Source organism: Mycobacterium lentiflavum (assembly GCF_022374895.2).
Classification (GTDB): Bacteria; Actinomycetota; Actinomycetes; order Mycobacteriales; family Mycobacteriaceae; genus Mycobacterium; species Mycobacterium lentiflavum.
This window is the reverse complement of sequence record NZ_CP092423.2, coordinates 2,291,342-2,310,775: the sequence shown is the minus strand read 5'-3', so window position 1 is coordinate 2,310,775 and position 19,434 is coordinate 2,291,342. Positions and strand designations below refer to the sequence as shown.

The 19,434-nt window shown below is 68.3% G+C and carries 17 protein-coding genes and 1 pseudogene; 4 read left to right on the top strand and 14 right to left on the bottom strand.

Annotated elements, in window-relative coordinates; genetic code table 11:
• Positions 1 to 116: 116 nt before the first annotated feature.
• Together MJO58_RS11110 and MJO58_RS11105 are read right to left on the bottom strand one after the other, a co-directional pair.
• Positions 117 to 2,072 (bottom strand): primosomal protein N', encoded by a 1,956-nt coding sequence (locus MJO58_RS11110; RefSeq protein ID WP_239723226.1) that lies wholly within the window; start codon positions 2,070 to 2,072, stop codon positions 117 to 119.
• A gap of 134 nt (positions 2,073 to 2,206) precedes the next feature.
• On the bottom strand, positions 2,207 to 2,950 hold the full coding sequence (locus MJO58_RS11105) for a lysoplasmalogenase (RefSeq protein ID WP_090601547.1): 744 nt from the start codon (positions 2,948 to 2,950) through the stop codon (positions 2,207 to 2,209).
• Between MJO58_RS11105 and MJO58_RS11100 the strand changes: the two genes are divergently transcribed.
• The 4 genes and pseudogenes from MJO58_RS11100 to MJO58_RS11085 all read left to right on the top strand — a co-directional run bounded on the left by MJO58_RS11100 (position 2,949) and on the right by MJO58_RS11085 (position 5,778).
• Positions 2,949 to 3,908, top strand: coding sequence for an alpha/beta hydrolase (locus MJO58_RS11100; RefSeq protein WP_239722852.1), 960 nt, complete (start codon positions 2,949 to 2,951; stop codon positions 3,906 to 3,908). The two genes, MJO58_RS11105 and MJO58_RS11100, sit on opposite strands and share 2 nt — an antisense overlap.
• A 22-nt stretch (positions 3,909 to 3,930) precedes the next feature.
• Complete coding sequence (locus MJO58_RS11095; RefSeq protein ID WP_090601546.1) at positions 3,931 to 4,890, top strand: alpha/beta hydrolase; 960 nt, start codon at positions 3,931 to 3,933, stop codon at positions 4,888 to 4,890.
• A 3-nt stretch (positions 4,891 to 4,893) separates the two neighbouring features.
• Positions 4,894 to 5,124 (top strand): annotated as a pseudogene (locus tag MJO58_RS11090) (FAD-dependent oxidoreductase); the annotation flags it as partial.
• 90 nt (positions 5,125 to 5,214) lie between these two features.
• On the top strand, positions 5,215 to 5,778 hold the full coding sequence (locus tag MJO58_RS11085) for a pyridoxamine 5'-phosphate oxidase family protein (RefSeq protein WP_090601545.1): 564 nt from the start codon (positions 5,215 to 5,217) through the stop codon (positions 5,776 to 5,778).
• On the opposite strand, the gene metK is transcribed toward MJO58_RS11085, so the two are convergent.
• The 12 genes from metK to pyrR form a co-directional block, all read right to left on the bottom strand.
• The gene (gene metK / locus MJO58_RS11080) at positions 5,775 to 6,986 is read right to left on the bottom strand and encodes a methionine adenosyltransferase (protein WP_090601544.1); all 1,212 of its coding nucleotides are present in this window, start codon (positions 6,984 to 6,986) and stop codon (positions 5,775 to 5,777) included. The genes MJO58_RS11085 and metK overlap by 4 nt on opposite strands.
• Before the next feature lie 127 nt (positions 6,987 to 7,113).
• Positions 7,114 to 8,364 carry a bifunctional phosphopantothenoylcysteine decarboxylase/phosphopantothenate--cysteine ligase CoaBC gene (coaBC, locus tag MJO58_RS11075; protein ID WP_090608793.1) on the bottom strand — a complete coding sequence of 417 codons (1,251 nt, stop codon included), beginning with the start codon at positions 8,362 to 8,364 and terminating at the stop codon, positions 7,114 to 7,116.
• 73 nt (positions 8,365 to 8,437) lie between these two features.
• Positions 8,438 to 8,761, bottom strand: coding sequence for a DNA-directed RNA polymerase subunit omega (gene rpoZ / locus MJO58_RS11070; RefSeq protein ID WP_239722851.1), 324 nt, complete (start codon positions 8,759 to 8,761; stop codon positions 8,438 to 8,440).
• An 88-nt stretch (positions 8,762 to 8,849) separates the two neighbouring features.
• Complete coding sequence (gmk, locus tag MJO58_RS11065) at positions 8,850 to 9,476, bottom strand: guanylate kinase (RefSeq protein ID WP_239723225.1); 627 nt, start codon at positions 9,474 to 9,476, stop codon at positions 8,850 to 8,852.
• 112 nt (positions 9,477 to 9,588) lie between these two features.
• Entirely contained in the window at positions 9,589 to 9,906 is a 318-nt protein-coding gene (gene mihF / locus MJO58_RS11060) for an integration host factor, actinobacterial type (RefSeq protein WP_003407240.1), read from the bottom strand.
• Between the two features lie 453 nt (positions 9,907 to 10,359).
• Positions 10,360 to 11,187 (bottom strand): orotidine-5'-phosphate decarboxylase, encoded by an 828-nt coding sequence (gene pyrF, locus MJO58_RS11055; RefSeq protein ID WP_239722849.1) that lies wholly within the window; start codon positions 11,185 to 11,187, stop codon positions 10,360 to 10,362.
• Positions 11,184 to 14,549, bottom strand: coding sequence for a carbamoyl-phosphate synthase large subunit (gene carB, locus MJO58_RS11050; protein WP_090601541.1), 3,366 nt, complete (start codon positions 14,547 to 14,549; stop codon positions 11,184 to 11,186). Before carB ends, pyrF begins: the two co-directional genes overlap by 4 nt.
• A complete protein-coding gene (gene carA / locus MJO58_RS11045; RefSeq protein WP_090601540.1) occupies positions 14,549 to 15,685 on the bottom strand; it encodes a glutamine-hydrolyzing carbamoyl-phosphate synthase small subunit in 1,137 nt (378 codons plus the stop codon). The genes carB and carA overlap by 1 nt, the downstream gene beginning before the upstream one ends.
• Positions 15,682 to 16,179, bottom strand: a complete 498-nt coding sequence (locus MJO58_RS11040) for a PH-like domain-containing protein (protein ID WP_239722848.1) — start codon at positions 16,177 to 16,179, stop codon at positions 15,682 to 15,684. The genes carA and MJO58_RS11040 overlap by 4 nt, the downstream gene beginning before the upstream one ends.
• Positions 16,176 to 17,480: a dihydroorotase gene (locus MJO58_RS11035; RefSeq protein ID WP_239722847.1), complete on the bottom strand. Its 1,305-nt coding sequence runs from the start codon at positions 17,478 to 17,480 to the stop codon at positions 16,176 to 16,178. The genes MJO58_RS11040 and MJO58_RS11035 overlap by 4 nt, the downstream gene beginning before the upstream one ends.
• A complete protein-coding gene (locus MJO58_RS11030) occupies positions 17,477 to 18,442 on the bottom strand; it encodes an aspartate carbamoyltransferase catalytic subunit (RefSeq protein WP_239722845.1) in 966 nt (321 codons plus the stop codon). The genes MJO58_RS11035 and MJO58_RS11030 overlap by 4 nt, the downstream gene beginning before the upstream one ends.
• Before the next feature lie 10 nt (positions 18,443 to 18,452).
• Complete coding sequence (gene pyrR, locus MJO58_RS11025) at positions 18,453 to 19,025, bottom strand: bifunctional pyr operon transcriptional regulator/uracil phosphoribosyltransferase PyrR (protein ID WP_239722844.1); 573 nt, start codon at positions 19,023 to 19,025, stop codon at positions 18,453 to 18,455.
• Positions 19,026 to 19,434 lie beyond the last annotated feature (409 nt).

The window sequence follows — 19,434 nt, the reverse complement described above, 5'->3', positions numbered from 1 at the left end:
CTAAGGCCGCTGACAGCCTACGAATGCCGTAAGAAGTAACTATTGCTTATGAATACTATCGCTACGGTAGGCGATCCGCCCAGCCAACGAGAAAACGGCAAGCCAGCAAAGTCGAGCTAACCAATTTGCGGCGGGTCGATTTGCACCCGCACCGGCTCGTGCGATTGCCGGGCGCTGAGCACGCCGACGCCGCGACGCAGGCTCGCCGCCAACTCCAGACCCTGCTCGCGGGGGACGCGGACCAGCATCCTGATCACCGGGACGCCGGCCGGGGTGCCCGGCGGACGCCGCACCCCGGGCGGCAGGTCGACCGGCCCGAGCTGCTCGGCGCCGGCGGGCAAGTGGGCCTCGTCGAGCAATGCCGTCACCGCGTCGGTGCTGCCGTCGATGGCCGCCATATGGACGCTGGGCGGCAATCCGACCTCGCTGCGCGCCGTCAGGTCGCTCTCGGCGTGGCCCACTGGATCCCATCGGATCAGCGATTGCACTGTGGGAATGGATGAATCGGCGATCACCGTCACCACACCGCCGTCGCCGCGGGCCCGCACCAGCGCCGCCGCACTCATCCAGCGCCACAACGCATCCTCGGCGGCGCGTAAATCCTGACGGCCCAGCAGTGCCCAGGTGTCCAGCAGCAGCGCCGCGCCGTACCCGCCGTCCGCGCGGGGTTCGGCGCCCGGCGTGGCGACCACCAGCGCCGGATGGGCGGCGACCTCGGCCACGATCGCATCGCCCGACGAGGTGATGACCTGCGTGCCGGCGAACGCACGGCCCAGCTCCTCGGCGGTGCGCCGGGCCCCGACCACCACCGCGCGGACCGTCTCCGACCCGCACCGGGCACACCGCAGCACCGGCTCGCCGCGTCCGCACCACCGGCACACCGCCCCGGGTCCGCGCTCCTGCAACGACTCCGCTAGTGCCAAAGGCCCGGTGCAGTGCCGGCACCGGGCGATGGCGCGGCAGCGCCCGCAGGCCAGCGACGGCACGTAACCCCGGCGCGGCACCTGGATCAGCACCGGCGCTCCCGCCTGAAGCGACGTCCGGGCGGCGCGCAGCGCGATGGACGGAATCCGTGCGGTGCGCGCCGCCGGGTCGCGTTCGTCGGCGTAGCCGGTGTCGTCGAGGGCGACCACCCGCGGCGTGCGGGCCCGCACCACCGGCCGCGTCGCGACGATGTCGTGGGCCCAGCCGCTGCGCACCAGTGCCTGGGCCTCGGCGGTGCGGGCGTAGCCGCCGATCAGTGCGGCGCACCGCGCCTGATGCGCACGCAGCATCGCCACCTCGCGGGCATGCGGGTAGGGCGCCCGCGGCTCGGCCAGGCTGTCGTCGGCGTCGGACCAGACCATGACCAGCCCCAGGTCGTTCAGCGGCGCGAAAACCGCACTGCGCGTACCGATCACCAGCCGCGCCTGGCCCCGCAACGCCGCCAGCCAGCGCCGGTAGCGCGCCGCCGGTCCCAATCCCGCGGACAGCGCGACCACGCTGTCCTCGCCGATCCGGGCGGTCGCGGCCAGCCACAACGCGTCCAAATCCCGCTGATCGGGCACGATCGCCAGCACCGCGCGCCCGCTGCGGACCGTCTGCGCGGCCGCCTCGGCGAACCGGTCCGCCCACTGCTCCCCCGGCAGCGCCTGCCACACGGCGCGCGCGGCCCGCGACTCGGCCAACGCGGTCAGGAACTGATCGCCGCGACCGTAGACCTCCCAGCAGGACGGGTCGACGGGCGCCACGACCGGCGGCGGCCGGATCGCCGTGGCTTCCCGCTCCACCCTGGCGTGCCGGGCCGGGACGGCCAGGCGCAACACGTCCGGGCGGGTCCCGGCGTAACGCGCCGCGACGGCATCGACCAGCCGGCGGATCTCCGGGGTGAGCACCGGCTCGGCGGACACGACGCGATCGAGCCAGCCCAGCTTGCCGACGTGGTCGGTGTCGTTGCGGCGCTCCAGCACGAACCCGTCGACCAGACGGCCGTGGAACCGGACCCGCACTCGTACCCCCGGCTGGGCATCGTCGGACTGCTCGGCCGACACCAGGTAATCGAACTCGCGATCCAGGTGCGGCACCGACAGCATCGGCAGCACGCGGGCGATCGGTTCGGTTTCGAGGGGTGCGCGCGGGGTACTCACCGCGCCCTCGAGTCGCCAAACGTGTTGTCAATCAACATCATTACCGTCCGTGGCCACATCGTAGCGGCAACCACCGACAGTCAGCCCTCGACAGGCTCGCGGTCATTGTCAGCGGCGGCAACGTCGCGACCGAAGAAGAACCCCGCCGTGATCAGGATCAGCGCCGCCGCATACAGCCACCAGATCGGCACCGCCAGCGCCTCATTGCCCAGGATGAACCGGGAGATCGCGATCATCGCGTCCGACCCCATGAAGCACGCCGCCCCTACCGCCACCCAGATCGTCGGCAGCCGGGCCGCTATCGCGGTGCACGCCATCGCGGTCAGCACGACCACGTACACCGCCACCGGGATCGTCAAGTTCTCCGGGCCCAGGTGCGGCCAGAACCACGCCAGCAGCGCGATCGCCGTCACGCACAGCACCGCCATCACCGCGATGCGAGTTCGCGTCAGCGACTCTTTGACCACCAACGGAGCCAGCGCGCCCATGATGCACAGGTGCGCGCACAGAAATGCCGCCAGCCCCAAGACAAATGACATCGTCCACCACGGGATCGCCAGCAGCCAGTCGCCGGTGGCCGACAGCAGCATCGCAGGCATCAGCCAGCGCCGCTCGCTGACGATGGGATGCGCGAACGCGGCGACGCTCAGCAGCACGGCCATCAACGCCTTGAACGGTGGCTGCAGCACCCAATGCCCGGTGAGCTCGGTTCCCGGCGGAGACTGCACCGCGATCACGGTCAAATACACGCCGTAGGCGATGCCCGCCCAGCAGGCTGCCACCCAGCAGCCGGCCATCACGCGGGGTGCGTACGGTACCTCCATGCCCAGCTTTGACAAAGCCGACGAGAAACCTCCTATCGACCCCATCTTGCTGAAGGTACTCGACGCGGTTCCGTTCCGGCTATCCACCGACGACGGCATCGACGCTGCGCGCCAGCGGTTCCGCGATCTGCCGCGCCGGCCGGTGCACCCCGAATTGCGCGTCGAGGACCGCACCATCGACGGCTCGGCTGGTGCTATCGACATTAGAATCTATTGGCCGCCAACCGATTCCGGTGACGCCATGCTGCCCGTCGTCGTCTACTTCCACGGCGGCGGGTTCGTGATCGGCGACTTGGACACCCACGACGGCACCGCCCGCGAGCACGCGGTGGGCGCCGATGCGATCGTGGTGTCCGTCGATTACCGGCTGGCTCCCGAGCATCCGTATCCCGCTGCCGTGGAAGACGCTTGGGCGGCAACGCGGTGGGTCGCCGAGCACGGTGCCGAGCTGGGTGCCGACACCGATCGGCTGGCCGTTGCCGGGGATTCGGCGGGCGGCAACATCGCCGCGGCGGTCGCCCAGCAGACCCGCGACGAGGGCGGACCGTCGATTGCCTTCCAGCTGTTGTGGTATCCGTCGGTGATGTGGGACCAGTCACTGCCGTCCTTCGCCGAGAATGCGACCGCGCCGATTCTCGACACCAAGGCTATCGCGCAGTTCTCTCGTTGGTACGCAGGCGATCTCGACTTGTCCAATCCGCCGGTGGGCATGGCGCCCGGGCGGGCGAAGAACCTGGCCGGCCTGCCAGCGGCCTACATCGGCGTCGCCGGCTACGACCCGCTGCGCGACGACGGCATCACCTACGGCAAGGCGCTGGCCGCCGCGGGCGTTCCCGCCGAGGTGCACAACGCCGAGACCATGGTGCACGGCTACCTCGGCTATGCGGGCGTGGTTCCCGCCGCCACGGCCGGGGCGAATCGGGGGCTCGCGGCGCTAAGGAATGCGCTGTATAGGTGAACAGCGGGCGTACGGTGGACGAATGATTGAACCCACCGCCCGGCCTGAGATCGATCCGACGTTGAAAGCGTTGCTCGATCTGTTCCCGACGACGTTCAACGCGGACGACGGTGTCGAGCTCGCGCGCGAGCGGCTCAAGATGCTCAAGGTGCCGCCGGAATTGCTGCCCGACCTGCGGATTGAAGACCGGACGATCGGCCACGGGGAGCGCAACGACATCGCGGTCCGGATCTACTGGCCGCCCACTCCGGCCGAGACCTACCCCGTCGTCGTCTTCTTTCACGGCGGCGGCTTCTGTCTGGGCGACCTGGACACCCACGACCACGTCGCCCGCGCGCACGCGGTCGGCGCCGAGGCCATCGTGGTATCCGTGGACTACCGGCTCGCGCCGGAGCATCCGTATCCCGCCGGCGTCAGCGACGCCTGGGCCGCACTGCAGTGGGTCGGCGCGCACGCCGGCACTCTGGGCGGCGACCCGAGCCGCATTGCGGTGGCCGGGGATTCGGCGGGCGGCAACCTGGCCGCGGTCCTGGCGGTGCTGGCCCGCGACAACGCCGGGCCGGACCTGGTGTTCCAGCTGCTGTGGTATCCGGTAGTGACCGCGGATCTTTCGCTGCCGTCGCACACCGAGAACGCCTTCGCGCCCATCCTGGACCGCGAGGTGATCGAGGCCTTCCTCACCTGGTACCTGCCCCCGGAGATCGACGTCACCGACCCGACGGTGCTGCCCGCCACGCTTGCGCCGGCCAACGCCGACCTGTCGGGTTTGCCACCGGCCTTCATCGGCACCGCCGAACACGACCCGCTGCGCGACGACGGTGCGCGCTATGCCGCCATGCTCAATGCTGCGGGCGTTGCGGCGGAGCTGAGCAACGAGCCGACCCTGGTGCACGGCTTCGTCAACTTCGCGCCCGTGATCCCCGCGGCCGCCGCGGCCACCGACCGCGGGTTGACGGCGCTACGGAAGGCGCTGTACCCCTAGCAGATGCAGCCCGACTACCACACCGTGATCGTCGGAGCCGGATTCGCCGGCATCGGCGCCGCGATCAAGCTCGACGAGGCCGGACTCTGCGATTACCTCGTGATCGAAGCCGGCGACGGAGTCGGCGGCACCTGGCACTGGAACACCTATCCCGGGATCGGCGTGGATATTCCGTCGTTCTCCTATCAGTTCTCCTTCGAGCAGAGCCGGCATTGGTCGCGCACCTATGCGCCGCTGCGTCCGGCCACCACCTTGGAGGCATACTGGCGCAGTCGTCGTTTCGACCTCGACGACTATCGATTCAGCGCCCGCTAAGCTTGCGGCGTGGCCAAGGAGTTTTCGCGTCTCGACGAGTCGCTGCGCGAATTCATCGACAGCCAGGCCGTGTTCTTCGTCGCCACCGCTCCCTCAGAAGGGGGCCGAATCAACCTCTCCCCCAAGGGATATCGCGACACCTTCGCGGTACTCGACGATCACCGCGTGGCCTACCTCGATCTGTTCGGCAGCGGCGTGGAAACGATCGCGCACCTGCGCGACAACGGCCGGATCACCCTGATGTTCTGCTCGTTCACCCGGAACTCGCGGATCCTGCGACTGTTCGGCACCGGACGCGTCGTGCGACCCGACGACACCGAATTCCCCAGTCTGCTAAACCATTTCGGCGACCAGCATGCGGGCGTGCGGGCCGCGATCGTCGTCGACCTGGAGCGGATCGCGGACGCCTGCGGATACGCGGTGCCGTACTACGAGCTCGTCGACGAACGGCCGGTGCTCGAGACCTATCACGCCAAGGCGAGCACCGAGACCTACCAGCGCTCCATCGGGCGCAATCTGCACAGCATCGACGGACTGCCCGCGCTGGACGCCGACCACCCCCTGCCGGGCTAGATGGCGCGCTTGAGGTCGTCGACCTTGTTCAGCTGCTCCCACGGCAGCTCGATGTCGGTACGGCCGAAGTGGCCGTACGCGGCGGTCTGCGCGTAGATCGGGCGCAGCAGGTCCAGGTCGCGCACGATCGCGCCGGGCCGCAGGTCGAACACCTCGGGCACGATCTTCTCGATCTTGACCGGGTCGACGGTGGCGGTGCCGAACGTCTCGATGAACAGCCCGACCGGGGCGGCCTTGCCGATCGCGTAGGCCACCTGCACCTCGACACGCTCCGCCAGCCCCGCCGCAACGATGTTTTTCGCCACCCAGCGCATCGCGTACGCGGCCGACCGGTCCACCTTGGACGGATCCTTACCGGAGAAGGCGCCACCGCCGTGGCGCGCCCAGCCACCGTAGGTGTCGACGATGATCTTGCGGCCGGTCAGGCCCGCATCACCCATCGGCCCGCCGAGCACGAACTTGCCGGTCGGGTTGACCAGCACCCGCGTCCCCGACGAGTCCAGGGTGTCGTGAGCCAGCTCGTCGAGCACGGTCTGCAGCACGTGCCGACGGATGTCGGGGTCCAGCGTCTTCTCCAGGTCGATGCCGTCGGCGTGCTGGGTCGAGACGACCACGGTGTCCAGCCGGACCGGGACGTCGTCCTCGTAGGCGATGGTGACCTGCGTCTTGCCGTCCGGACGCAGGTACGGCAGCGTTCCGTTCTTGCGGACCTCGGTGAGTTTGCGCGACAGCCGGTGGGCCAGCGCGATGGGCAGCGGCATCCGCTCCGGGGTGTCGTTGATCGCGTAACCGAACATCAGGCCCTGGTCGCCGGCGCCCTGGGAGTCCAGCGGGTCCGCCGCGCCCTCGACGCGGGCTTCGTGGGCGGTGTCGACGCCCTGGGCGATGTCGGGCGACTGCGCGCCGATGCCGATGTTCACACCGCAGGTCAGGCCGTCGAAGCCCTTATCCGAGTGGTCGTAGCCGATATCGAGGATCCGGGCGCGCACCGTGTTGGTGATGTCGGCGAACGCCGCCTTGGCGGTCGTCGTAACCTCGCCGACCACGTGCACCTGCCCGGTGGTCACCAGCGTCTCGACCGCGACACGTGAGCGCGGATCCTCCGCCAAAAGCGCGTCGAGGACCGAGTCGCTGATCGCGTCGCAGATCTTGTCGGGATGCCCCTCGGTCACCGACTCACTGGTAAACAGCCGACCCTTTTCGCTCACCCTGTCATCCTTCCGTCTTGCCTAAACGTTAGCTAGACAAATTATTTTAAGCGTCTGCAGCCCGACCGGCGAAGCCGGTCGTGATTGCAACCTTTCTAGCAACCATCCGCGGGGGGCATTGAGCGGGCTATCCGCTCTCGCCCTGCAGAAAAGTGACGATGGCGTCAACGATGCGACTGGCCATCAGCGTCTTCGATCCGTGCTGCAGCGCGGCCTCGGTTCCGTCGGACGCCAGCAGCCAGCCGTCGTTACTGTCCACCTCGAACGCCCTGCCGTCGCCAACCGCATTGACGACCAACAGGTCACATCCCTTGCGCCGCAACTTCGCTCGCGCGTGGAACAGCACGTCGCCGTTGGCGTCGCCGGTCTCGGCCGCGAACCCGACGATGGCCCGCATGTTGGGCAGCTCACCGTGCGCTCGCGCCCGGACCGCGCCGGCCAGCACGTCGTCATTGCGCACCAACTCGATGGTCGGGGCGTCGTCGGCATCGTTCGGACCCTTTTTGATCTTCGCGGCGGCAACGCGCGCGGGCCGGAAGTCAGCGACCGCGGCCGCCATCACCAACACGTCGGCGGCGGGCGCGTGCTTCGACACCGCGTCAGCGAGCTGCTGCGCCGAGCTGATGTGCACCACCTCGACGCCGGCCGGGTCGATGAGCCCGACGGTGTGGCCCGCGATCAGCGTGACCTCGGCGCCGCGCTGGGCGGCGACCCGTGCCACGGCGTAGCCCTGCTTGCCCGAGCTGCGGTTGCCGATGAAGCGCACCGGGTCGATCGGCTCGCGGGTGCCGCCGGCGGTCACCAGGAGCTTGCGGCCGGCCAGGTCGTAGGGCAGCGCGTCACCGCGCTCCAGCAGCAGCTGGGCCAGGGTGGTGATCTCTTCGGCCTCGGGAAGCCGTCCTTTGCCGCTGTCCGTGCCGGTGAGCCGTCCGAACGCCGGTTCCAGCACTACAGCGCCCCGACGGCGCAATGTCGCCACATTGTCGACGGTGGCCGGGTGTAACCACATCTCGGTGTGCATCGCCGGGGCGAACAGCACCGGACATCGCGCTGTGAGCAGCGTCGCGGCCAGCAGATCATCGGCGCGGCCGTGGACGGCGCGGGCCAACAGGTCCGCGGTGGCCGGCGCCACCACGACCAGGTCGGCCTGCTGACCAAGCCGGACGTGCGGCACCTCGGGGACGTCGGTGAAGACGCCGGTATGCACCGGCTGCCCGGACAGGGCCTCGAACGTGGCGGCGCCGACGAAGCGCAGCGCGGATTCGGTCGGGATGACGCGGACCTCGTGGCCCGCCTCGGCGAGCTGCCGGACGACGGTGCACGCCTTGTAGGCGGCGATACCGCCGGAGACACCGACGACGATCCGCTTGCGATCCACCCGATCCACCTAAGCCGGCCCTTCTTCGTTGAAGTGGCACTCAGACCTGATCACGGCGCCCGGCCCCGTCCTGTTACTCGCCCTCGGTGTGCTCGAGCAGGTCGGCGTGGATCTCACGCATCGCGATCGAGAGCGGCTTTTCCTGCAGCCCCGGCTCAACCAGCGGGCCGACGTACTCGAGGATGCCCTCGCCGAGCTGGTTGTAGTAATCGTTGATCTGCCGGGCGCGCTTGGCCGCGTAGATCACCAGCGCATACTTGCTCGACACGCGGTCGAGCAGTTCGTCGATAGGCGGGTTGGTGATGCCCAGCGGGGTGTCGTAGGCGCGCGGTCCACCCGCCGAAGGATCGAATTGATCCACGACGGTCAGCGACGCGTCGGACTGCGAAATACTCACGTAAGACTTTCTCCTGGCGCTCGGTCTCGTTGAAGAGCGGTTGAAATAACTGGAAACTTCGATTCTTGATCGCGTCGGACGAGTCGGTTCAGGCCGGCCCAGGCGCGTTTCCCACCAGCAAGGATACCAATTCCGCGCACGCAGACTCCAATTGACTGTTGACCACGACCTGGTCGAAGTCGTCTTGAGCTGCCAGTTCCTCCCGGGCGGTCTGCAGGCGGCGCGTCATGGCCTCCGGCGTTTCGGTGCCACGCCCGAGGAGCCGGGCCTCCAGATCCGCCCAGCTGGGCGGGGCCAGGAACACGGTGATGGCCTCCGGCATCGCCTTCTTGATCGCCCGGGCTCCGGCCAGGTCCACCTCGATGAGCACCGGAAATCCCGAGCTCATCGCGGCCCGGACCGGTGCCGCCGGAGTACCCGATCGCTGCAGTCCACCGTGGATCTCGGCCCACTCCAGCAGGGCGCCCTCGTCGATGAGTTGCTGGAAACGGGCCGGACTGACGAAGTGGTAGTCGACGCCGTCGACTTCGCCCGGCCGCGGCGCCCGCGTCGTAGCCGAGACACTGAAATGCAGGTTCGGTACCCGCTCTCGCAGACACCGGACCACTGTTGACTTGCCGACCGCTGAGGGACCGGACAGCACCACCACACGCCCCTTGCCGGATGGCTCAGGGCGTGCGCGGTGCTCGGCGTCCGGTCCTTCGTCGACGTTCACCGGCGCTCCTGGGTCGGCGCGCCCGAGGGCCAACTGGCCCGCATCGCCGCAGGTCGGCTGGGCTTGAGTGTCCGCCTTCTCCTCAGGCCTTTCGGCCTGCATCGTCGGCGAACTAGGCGGAGCCGAACTTTTCCAGCAGGGCCTTGCGCTGACGGTCGCCGAGACCACGCAGACGGCGGGTCGGAGCGATCTCCAGCTCGGTCATGATTTCCTGCGCCTTGACCTTGCCCACCTTCGGCAACGCCTCAAGCAGCGCAGATACCTTCATCTTGCCCAGGACTTCATCACTCTCGGCGTCCTTGAGCACCTGGGTCAGGTTGGTGCCACCGCGCTTGAGACGGTCTTTCAGCTCTGCTCGTGCTCGACGTGCGGCAGCCGCCTTCTCCAACGCGGCCGCGCGCTGCTCGTCGGTCAACTGGGGAAGGGCCACGATTCCTCCGTATCTAGATCAATCTCGTGTCTCTGCCGGGTACTTGGGCCCAGCGGAGACGACCGTACTCACGCTTCCTGACGAAATCTAACCCGACCCCCTGGTTACGAGGTTAAATGCCCAGCTTGTGCCGCGCTCACACATGCTCTCCTCGGCATGCTTCGGCATCGCTGGGAGCGCCCGGATTCGGCCCGCGAGCGGCCGCCGAGCCGTCCGGGCGAGGATCAGGATTATGGCTCCTAGCTGCTGTTTTATTGTTGGGCGGGGCGGTACCGCGGCGCGGTGCGGGAGCGTCGCGGTTGACGCCGATGGATAGCCGCAGGGGCTCGTGCCGGGGATCACGATTTGCCGTGGCGTGTCGCGCGTGTCGCGGCGCGGACAAACACCTGGTCGTCGGGCCGAAGTCGGTGGCGAAAGATTCCGACGCTGTTAACCGGGGCGCCGACGGACCCGCTATGGCGCGCCTAGGTAGGCGACCGAGTCCAGCATTCGTTGGCCCGCTGCGCGCAGGTCCGAGACGCTCGGTCCGGCCCGCAGCACCTCGCGTGCCACGGCGGGCAGCAATTGGCCCGGAGCGGCCCCACCCAGGCCCGCCAGGGCCTCGGGACGGCCGCCCTGCACGCCGACGCCCGGAACCAGCACCGGCCCGCCCAGCGCGCTGACGTCGGGCGCCTCGAAAACCGTCGCGCCCACGACCACGCCGACGTATCCGGGCTCGTTCGGGTTCGACGCCCGGTTGACCACCGCCGCCTGGTCGATGACGAGCTGGGACACCGCGCGGCCGTCGAAGGTGGCACGCTGCACGGTCGCACCCTCCGGGTTGGAACTCGCCGCCACCACGAACACCCCGCGGTCGTGCGCTGCGGCGGCTTCCAGCAGCGGGCGCAACGAGCCGAACCCCAGATACGGCGAGGCGGTCACGGCGTCGGCGGCCAGCGGTGAGTCGCCGGCCCAGGCCGCGGCGTAGGCCGCCATCGTGGTGCCGATATCCCCGCGCTTGGCGTCGGCCAACACCAGCACCCCGGCCGAGCGCAGCGCGGCGATCGTGCGTTCCAGCACCGCGTAGCCGGCCGAGCCGTACGACTCGAAGAAGGCCACCTGGGGCTTGACGACGGCGAAGCCGGCAAAGGCCTCCACACAGATGTCGCAGAACGTGGAGACACCGTCGGCGGTGGCGGGCAGCTCCCACGCCCGCAGCAGCTCGGGGTGTGGGTCGATGCCCAGACACAATGGCCCGCGGCGCGCCTTGGCCTCGGCCAGCCGGACGCCAAACCCCGTCATCGAGCCTGCTTTTCGGTCGGGCCCAAGGGTGAGATCGCGCTGTGCAGCTCCTGTAGCGAACGCACCCCGATATCACCGCGGATACCGGCCTCGATGCCCTGCACGGCGGCCGATGCGCCCTGCACGGTCGTCACGCAGGGAATATTGACCGACACCGCGACGGAACGGATTTCGTATCCGTCGATGCGTGGACCAGAGTTCCCGTAGGGCGTGTTGATCACCATGTCGACCTCCCCCGCCCTGATCGCGTCGACCGCCGACATCGCGGGGCGCCCGGGCTGCGGTGGCTCGAAGTGCTTGCGCACCTCGTCGCAGGGAATTCCGTTGCGACGCAACATCTCCGCGGTGCCCTCGGTAGCCAGTACCCGGAAGCCGAGGTCGGCCAGGCGCTTGACGGGAAACACCAGCGATCGCTTGTCGCGGTTGGCGACCGACACGAACACCGTGCCTTCGGCCGGCAGCGATCCGTACGCGGCGGTCTGGCTCTTGGCGAAGGCGGTGCCGAAGTCCCGGTCGATGCCCATCACCTCGCCGGTGGATTTCATCTCGGGGCCCAGCAGCGAATCGATGGCCGACCCGTCGTCGCGACGGAACCGATGGAAGGGCAACACCGCCTCCTTGACCGCGATCGGAGCGTCCTGGGCCGCGTTGGCCCCGTCTCCGGTCGCCGCCAGTATGCCTTCCTCGCGAAGCGCAGAGATGGTGGTGCCCAACATAATCCGGGCACACGCCTTCGCCAGCGGGATCGCGGTGGCCTTCGACACGAACGGCACGGTGCGGCTGGCGCGCGGGTTGGCCTCCAGGACGTAGAGCACATCGTCCTTGAGCGCGTACTGCACGTTGAGCAGCCCGACCACCCCGATCCCGTGCGCAATCGCCTCGGTCGCCCGGCGGACCTTTTCGACGTCGCTGCGGCCCAGCGTGACCGGCGGCAGCGCGCAAGCCGAGTCGCCGGAGTGAATTCCGGCCTCCTCGATGTGTTCCATGATGCCGCCGATGTACACCTCGGAGCCGTCACACAGTGCGTCGACGTCGATTTCGACCGCGTCCTCGAGGAAGCGGTCGACGAGCACCGGGTGCTCGGGAGACAACTGGGTGGCGCGGGTGATGTAGCTCTTCAGCGTCTCCTCGTCATAGACGATCTCCATGCCGCGCCCGCCCAGCACGTAGGACGGTCGCACCAACACCGGGTAGCCGATCTCGTCGGCGATCCGGCGGGCCTGCGCGAAAGTCGTTGCGGTGCCGTACTTGGGGGCCGGCAGTCCCGCCGCGCTCAGCACGTCACCGAAGGCGCCGCGGTCCTCGGCCAGGTCGATGGCCTCCGGCGGGGTGCCGACGATCGGAACACCGGCATCGGCGAGCCGCTGGGCCAGTCCCAGCGGGGTCTGACCGCCGAGTTGCACGATGACGCCCACCACGCCCGGACCCCCGCTGGCCGACTCCGCTTCGGCGCGAAACACCTCGAGGACATCCTCGAAGGTCAGCGGCTCGAAGTAGAGCCGGTCGGCAGTGTCGTAGTCGGTGGACACCGTCTCGGGGTTGCAGTTGACCATGACGGTTTCAAAACCGGCCTGGCTCAACGTGGTTGCCGCGTGCACGCAGCTGTAGTCGAATTCGATGCCCTGCCCGATCCGGTTCGGCCCCGAGCCGAGGATCAGTACCTTGGGCTTCTCGGTCTGCGGGACGACCTCGGTCTCGGCGGCGGGGTCGAGTTCGTAGCTGCTGTAGTGGTAAGGAGTCTTGGCCTCGAACTCGGCCGCGCAGGTGTCCACCGTCTTGTACACGGGGTGGATGCCGAGGCGCTCACGCAGCGAGCGCACGCCGTTCTCCCCGGCCAGTTCCGGCCGCAGGGCGGCGATCTGGCGGTCCGACAATCCGCTGTGCTTGGCGCGGCGCAGCAGATCGGAGTCGAGCACCGGGGCGGCGGCCAGCTCCGCGCGCAGCGCCACCAACTCGCCGATCTGCGCGACGAACCACGGGTCTACCCCGCCGGCGTCGGCGACCCGCTCCACCGAAGCGCCCAGCCGCAACGCCAGCTCGATGTCATACAGCCGGCCTTCGGTCGGCGTCTGCAGCCGCGTCAGCACCTCTTCGACGTCGCCCTGCTCGTCGGGCTTCGTCCAGAAGCCGGCGCGGTCGGTTTCCAGCGAGCGCATCACCTTGCCGAGCGCCTCGACGAAGTTGCGGCCCAACGACATCGCCTCGCCGACGGATTTCATCGTGGTGGTCAGGGTGGGATCGGCCCCGGGGAACTTCTCGAAGGCGAACCGCGGTGCCTTGACCACGACGTAGTCCAGAGTGGGCTCGAAGCAGGCCGGGGTTTCCTTGGTGATGTCGTTGACGATCTCGTCGAGGGTGTAGCCGATGGCCAGCTTGGCGGCGATCTTGGCGATCGGGAAGCCGGTGGCCTTGGAAGCCAGTGCGCTGGAACGGGATACCCGCGGGTTCATCTCGATGACGATCAGCCGGCCGTCGGTCGGGTTGATCGCGAATTGGATGTTGCAACCGCCGGTGTCGACGCCGACCTCCCGCAGGATCGCGATGCCCAGGTCGCGCATCCGCTGGTATTCCCGGTCGGTCAGCGTCATGGCCGGCGCGACGGTCACCGAGTCGCCGGTGTGCACGCCCATCGGGTCGAGGTTCTCGATCGAGCACACCACCACGACGTTGTCGTTGCCGTCGCGCATCAGCTCGAGCTCGAATTCCTTCCAGCCATAGATCGATTCCTCGATCAGCACATTGGCGCTGGGACTGGCGGCCAGCCCGGCCCCGGCCATCCGGTCGACCTCCTCGACCGAGCGCGCCATGCCCGAACCCAGGCCGCCCATCGTGAAGCTGGGTCGCACGACGACCGGCAGACCGAGCTCTTCGACCGTCTCCCGGACCTCGGCAAAAGTGAAACACACTCGGCTGCGCGCGGATTCACCGCCGACCTTGGCGACGATGTCCTTGAACATCTGCCGGTCCTCGCCGCGCTGGATGGCGTCGAAGTCGGCACCGATCAGCTCGACGCCGTGGCGCTCCAGCGCCCCGTTCTCGTACAGCGCGACCGCGGTGTTGAGCGCGGTCTGCCCGCCCAGGGTCGCCAGCAGGGCATCGATCTTGTTGCCGCGCTCGGCCTGCTGGACGATCACCTTCTCCACGAAGGCGGCGGTGATGGGTTCGACGTAAGTGTGGTCGGCGTATTCGGGGTCGGTCATGATCGTGGCCGGGTTGGAGTTCACCAGGCTGACTTGCAGGCCCTCGGCCCGCAGCACCCGGCACGCCTGGGTGCCCGAGTAGTCGAATTCACAGGCTTGACCGATGACGATCGGCCCGGAGCCGATCACCAGCACGTGGCGCAGGTCGGTGCGACGTGGCACTAGCGGCCCCTTCCGCTGTCGTGGGATGCCATCAGGTCGGCGAATTGGTCGAACAGATACTCGGCATCGTGCGGGCCGGCGGCGGCCTCCGGATGGTATTGCACCGAAAATGCCCGTCCATCAAGCAGTTTGATACCCTCCACCACTCCGTCGTTGGCGCAGGTGTGGCTGACGATCGCCTGGCCGAACGGCGTGTCGAACTGCTGGCCGGCCTCACCCTCGAGTGCGAAGCCGTGGTTCTGCGCGGTGACCGCGACCCGCCCGGTGGCGTGGTCGATGACCGGGATGTTGATGCCGCGATGACCGAAGACCATCTTGTAGGTGGACAGGCCGAGCGCCCGGCCCAGAATCTGATTGCCGAAACAGATGCCGAACAACGGGATTCCGGCGTTCAGCACCTCGCGGGTGAGTGCGACGACGTGGTCGGCGGTAGCCGGGTCGCCGGGCCCGTTGGACAAGAACACCCCGTCCGGGTGCAGGTCGGCGATCTGGGAGAAGGTGGCCGACGCCGGCAACACGTGGCTGCGGATTCCGCGCCGGGCGAAGTTGCGCGGCGTGTTGGTCTTGATCCCCAGGTCCAGAGCGGCGACCGTAAATTGCCGCGGGCCTTCGGGTTCTACGACGTAGGCGCCCGGGGTGCTGACCTCGCCGGCCAGATCGGCGCCGAGCATCGACTGCTGGTCGCGCACCCGGTCCAGCAACTCGTCCGGCTCGGCGAGCGCGTCACCCGAGAACACCCCGGCCTTCATCGAGCCGCGGCTGCGCAGATGGCGCACCACCGCGCGGGTGTCGATGCCGGCGATCCCGACGATGTGCTGGCGGATCAGCTCGTCCTCGAGCGTCCCGGTGGCACGCCAATTCGAGGCGCGCGGTGACGGATCGCGGACCGCATAACCGGCGACCCAGATCTTGTCACCCCGGCTTTCGGCGTCCTCGCCGTTCCAGCCGGTGTTGCCGATCTGCGGCGCGGTGGCCACCACGATCTGGCGGTGATAGCTGGGGTCGGTCAGCGTCTCCTGATAGCCCGACATGCCCGTGGAGAAGACGGCCTCCCCCAGGGTCTGGCCGATCTTGCCGAACGATGTGCCTGTGAAGACGCGGCCGTCCTCGAGTACCAGTTGAGCCTTACCCGTCACGCCGCCTCCTCCAGCCAGCCGTCGTATTCGTCGCGGTTGCCGGCCCGGAATCCGATATCGACCTCGACACCTGCGGGCAGCCGCCACCGGATCGCCAGTATCGAGTTGCGGGCGCCGACCTTGCCGACCATGCCGCGCTCGGTGCGTATCTCGGTAATCTCTTGCTGGGGAATCCAAATCGGGTTGGCGCGGCTGCGTTCCAGCAGGATGCCCTCGGGGTAGCGGCTCAGCACCGCCCTGCTGCGATACCCGAGATCGCCCGAGGTGATCCGTTCGTTCCACTCCGGCGCCAGCGTGCAACCGAGGTAGACGCCGCGCAGCGTCGTCGTCGCCGGGCCCACCACGTCGGGCACCCCTGGCAGGTCGCCGATCAGCTCGTCCTGGCGCCGGGCGCGTCGGCGCCAGCCCAGCATCATCATCTGGATGACCACCGCGATGACCACGACCAGCACGGCCGCGAAGATCAGCGACCCCACCAGCGTCGAAGAATTCATGCGGGGCTCTTCCCGTCCCGAGCCGTGATCTTGCCGCGCAGCAGCGTGGCCGTCACGGTGGCGGGCAACGTCATCGACTCGTACGGAGTATTGGCCGAGCGACTGGCCAGCTCACCCCCGGTGACCGTCCAGGTCGCATCCGGGTCCACCACGGTCAGGTTGGCCGGCTCCCCCACCTCCAGCGGCCGCCCATGATCGGGCAATCCGACTATGCGCGAAGGGTTTTCACTCATCACCCGGGCGACATCGCGCCAGCTGAGCAGCCCGGGCGCCACCATCGTCTGCACCACCACCGACAGCGCCGTCTGCAGGCCGAGCATGCCGGGGCGGGCCGCGGAGAACTCACAACATTTCTCGTGCTCGGCGTGCGGGGCATGGTCGGTGGCCACGCAGTCGATTACCCCGTCGGCCAGCGCTTGACGCAACGCGATCGTGTCGGACGCCTCTCGCAGCGGCGGATTAACCCGGTTCACTCCGTCATAGCCGGCCAGCCGGGTGTCGTCGAGCATCAGATGATGCGGCGTCACCTCGGCGGTGATTGAAATACCTTGACCCTTAGCCCATTTCAGAAGCTCGACGGTGCCCGCGGTGGAGGCGTGGCAGACGTGCACGCGGGCGCCTGCGTCGCGGGCCAGCAGCGCGTCACGCGCGACGATCGATTCCTCGGCGGCCCTGGGCCATCCCGCGAGTCCGAGCCGGGCGGCGGTGGGTCCTTCGTGTGCCACCGCGCCCACGGTCAGCCGCGGCTCCTCGGCATGCTGGGCGATCAGCACGCCCAACCCGGTGGCGTATTCCAGGGCGCGGCGCATGATCAGCGGATCGTGAACGCAGTTGCCGTCGTCGGAGAACATCCGCACCTGTGCGGCACCGGCGGCCATCATGCCCATCTCGGTGAGCTCGGTGCCGGCCAATCCGACGGTGACCGCGCCGACGGGGTGCACGTCCACCAGGCCGACCTGCTGGCCGCGATGCCAGACATGGTCGGTGACCACCGGGCTGTCGGCCACCGGTTTGGTGTTCGCCATCGCGAACACCGCCGTGAATCCGCCCAAAGCGGCTGCTGCTGAACCGGTTTCGATGTCCTCGGCATATTCGCGGCCAGGCTCGCGCAGGTGGGTGTGCAGGTCCACGAACCCCGGCAGTAGCACCTGGCCCGTGGCGTCGATCACGTCGGCGGTCTCGGGAATGTCGAGACCGGTCCCGATTTCGGCGATCTGGCCCTCAAAACCGGGACTGTCGACCCGAACGTCGACGCGCTCGCCCTCGCCGTACAACCGAACCCCGCGCAGCAGCACAGTCACGCGGCCCCCTCGCTTCCGACCGATTCGGTGCCCACCAGTACGTGGAACAGCACGGCCATCCGCACGTGCACACCGTTTGAAACCTGTTGCAGCACCGCGGATTGCGACGAGTCCGCGACCGAGGACGCGATCTCCATGCCGCGCACCATCGGGCCGGGGTGCAGCACCACCGCGTGGCCGGGCAGCATGGCCTGGCGCCGGTCCGAAAGGCCGTAGCGCACCGAGTATTCGCGCACCGACGGAAAGAACCCGCCGTTCATCCGCTCGGCCTGCACCCGCAGCATCAGCACGGCGTCGGCGGCGGGCAGCTCGGCGTCGAAGTCATAGGAGACGGTGGCCGGCCAGCTGTCGACACCGACCGGCAGCAGGGTCGGCGGCGCCACCAGCACCACCTCGGCGCCCAGCGTTGCCAGCAGCATCACGTTGGAGCGCGCGACCCGGCTGTGCAGGATGTCGCCGACGATCACCACGCGCCGGCCCTCGATCTCGCCGAGGCGCTGGCGGATGGTCAGCGCGTCCAGCAGCGCCTGTGTCGGATGTTCGTGGGTGCCGTCGCCGGCGTTGATCACTGACGGGCCACCGTGTTCGCTGTTGGAGTGCGCGGTCCAGTCGGCCAGCAGGTGCGCGGCTCCAGAGGCCGGGTGCCGGATGATCAGCGCGTCGGCACCGGCCGCGTGCAGCGTCAATGCGGTGTCGCGCAACGACTCCCCTTTGCTCACCGACGACCCGGACGAGCTGACGTTGATCACGTCGGCGCTCATCCACTTCCCGGCCACCTCGAACGACACCCGGGTGCGCGTGGAGTTTTCGTAGAACATCGTCACCACGGTGCGCCCACGCAGGGTGGGGAGTTTCTTGACCTCACGCCCGACCAGCGCCTGTGCGAACCGGTCGGCGTCGTCGAGGATCGCCGTGGCGTCGTCGCGGCTGAGGTCGCCGGCGGCCAGCAGATGTCGGGTCATGGCTCTCGCTTCATTCGGAGCCCCGCGAGATGATGACGCCGTCGCGATCGTCGTGCTCGCGCAGCTGCACGTGCACGCTCTCGGTTCGCGAGGTCGGCACGTTCTTACCCACGTAGTCGGCACGCACCGGCAGCTCCCGATGGCCGCGGTCGACCAGTACCGCCAGTTGTACGACTCGCGGTCTGCCCACGTCGCGCAGCGCGTCGAGCGCAGAGCGCACCGAGCGACCGGAATACAGCACGTCGTCGACGAGAATCACCAACGCGTCGTCGATGCCCCCGGCCGGGATCGAGGTGACCTCCAGCGGCCGGGGCGGCTTGGTCATCAAATCGTCACGGTACAAAGTGATGTCGAGTGCGCCATGACCGACGTCGACGCCGCAGAATTCCCTGATGTTGGCGGCCAGCCGAGCGGCCAGACTGACCCCGCGGGTCGGGATTCCCAACAGCACCACGCGTGGCGCGTCGGGACCATCGAGCGCGGTCTTTTCGATGATCTGATGGGCGATACGAGAAATCGTTCGGCCGACGTCGGCCGCCGACATCAATTCGCGGCCGGATGCGGAATCACCCGCGGCACTCATGCGAAACCCTGACCTCCTTCTCCGCCTCTCCGGACGGATCGTTAAAGGATGTCGACTGTCGGGCAGCGTAGCATTTCGCGGCTCGCCCGACGACGGGGGACGCGCCCGCCGGTCCGAGCGGCCTGTGATGACCGCGCTACTTCGCCGAAACAAAAATGGCTATCCGCAGTTCAGAGAATTATCGCAATATCGCGGAATGCACATCAATAGCGAACCTGTTGAATCTACGTATAATGGCGAGAATTCACAACCACTCAGGGCAATGCCAGGGGAATACCCGGTTACCAACGACCGACAAGTAGTTTAAGCGGGCTAATCATCGAGCCCAAGCATATCGCCGGCCGGGTCACGATCTCGTCGGATATCCGGGTTTAGCTGGCAATAACGGGTTTTGACACCGTAGTGACCG

What these genes read in the sequence shown, in the direction of transcription:
- MJO58_RS11110 (WP_239723226.1), bottom strand. Translation starts at nt 2,072, where the DNA reads ATGCTGTCGGTGCCGCACCTGGATCGCGAGTTCGATTACCTGGTGTCG.
- MJO58_RS11100 (WP_239722852.1), top strand. Translation starts at nt 2,949, where the DNA reads ATGCCCAGCTTTGACAAAGCCGACGAGAAACCTCCTATCGACCCCATC.
- MJO58_RS11105 (WP_090601547.1), bottom strand. Translation starts at nt 2,950, where the DNA reads ATGGAGGTACCGTACGCACCCCGCGTGATGGCCGGCTGCTGGGTGGCA.
- MJO58_RS11095 (WP_090601546.1), top strand. Translation starts at nt 3,931, where the DNA reads ATGATTGAACCCACCGCCCGGCCTGAGATCGATCCGACGTTGAAAGCG.
- pyrF (WP_239722849.1), bottom strand. Translation starts at nt 11,187, where the DNA reads ATGACGGGGTTTGGCGTCCGGCTGGCCGAGGCCAAGGCGCGCCGCGGG.
- MJO58_RS11040 (WP_239722848.1), bottom strand. Translation starts at nt 16,179, where the DNA reads ATGAATTCTTCGACGCTGGTGGGGTCGCTGATCTTCGCGGCCGTGCTG.
- MJO58_RS11030 (WP_239722845.1), bottom strand. Translation starts at nt 18,442, where the DNA reads ATGACCCGACATCTGCTGGCCGCCGGCGACCTCAGCCGCGACGACGCC.
- pyrR (WP_239722844.1), bottom strand. Translation starts at nt 19,025, where the DNA reads ATGAGTGCCGCGGGTGATTCCGCATCCGGCCGCGAATTGATGTCGGCG.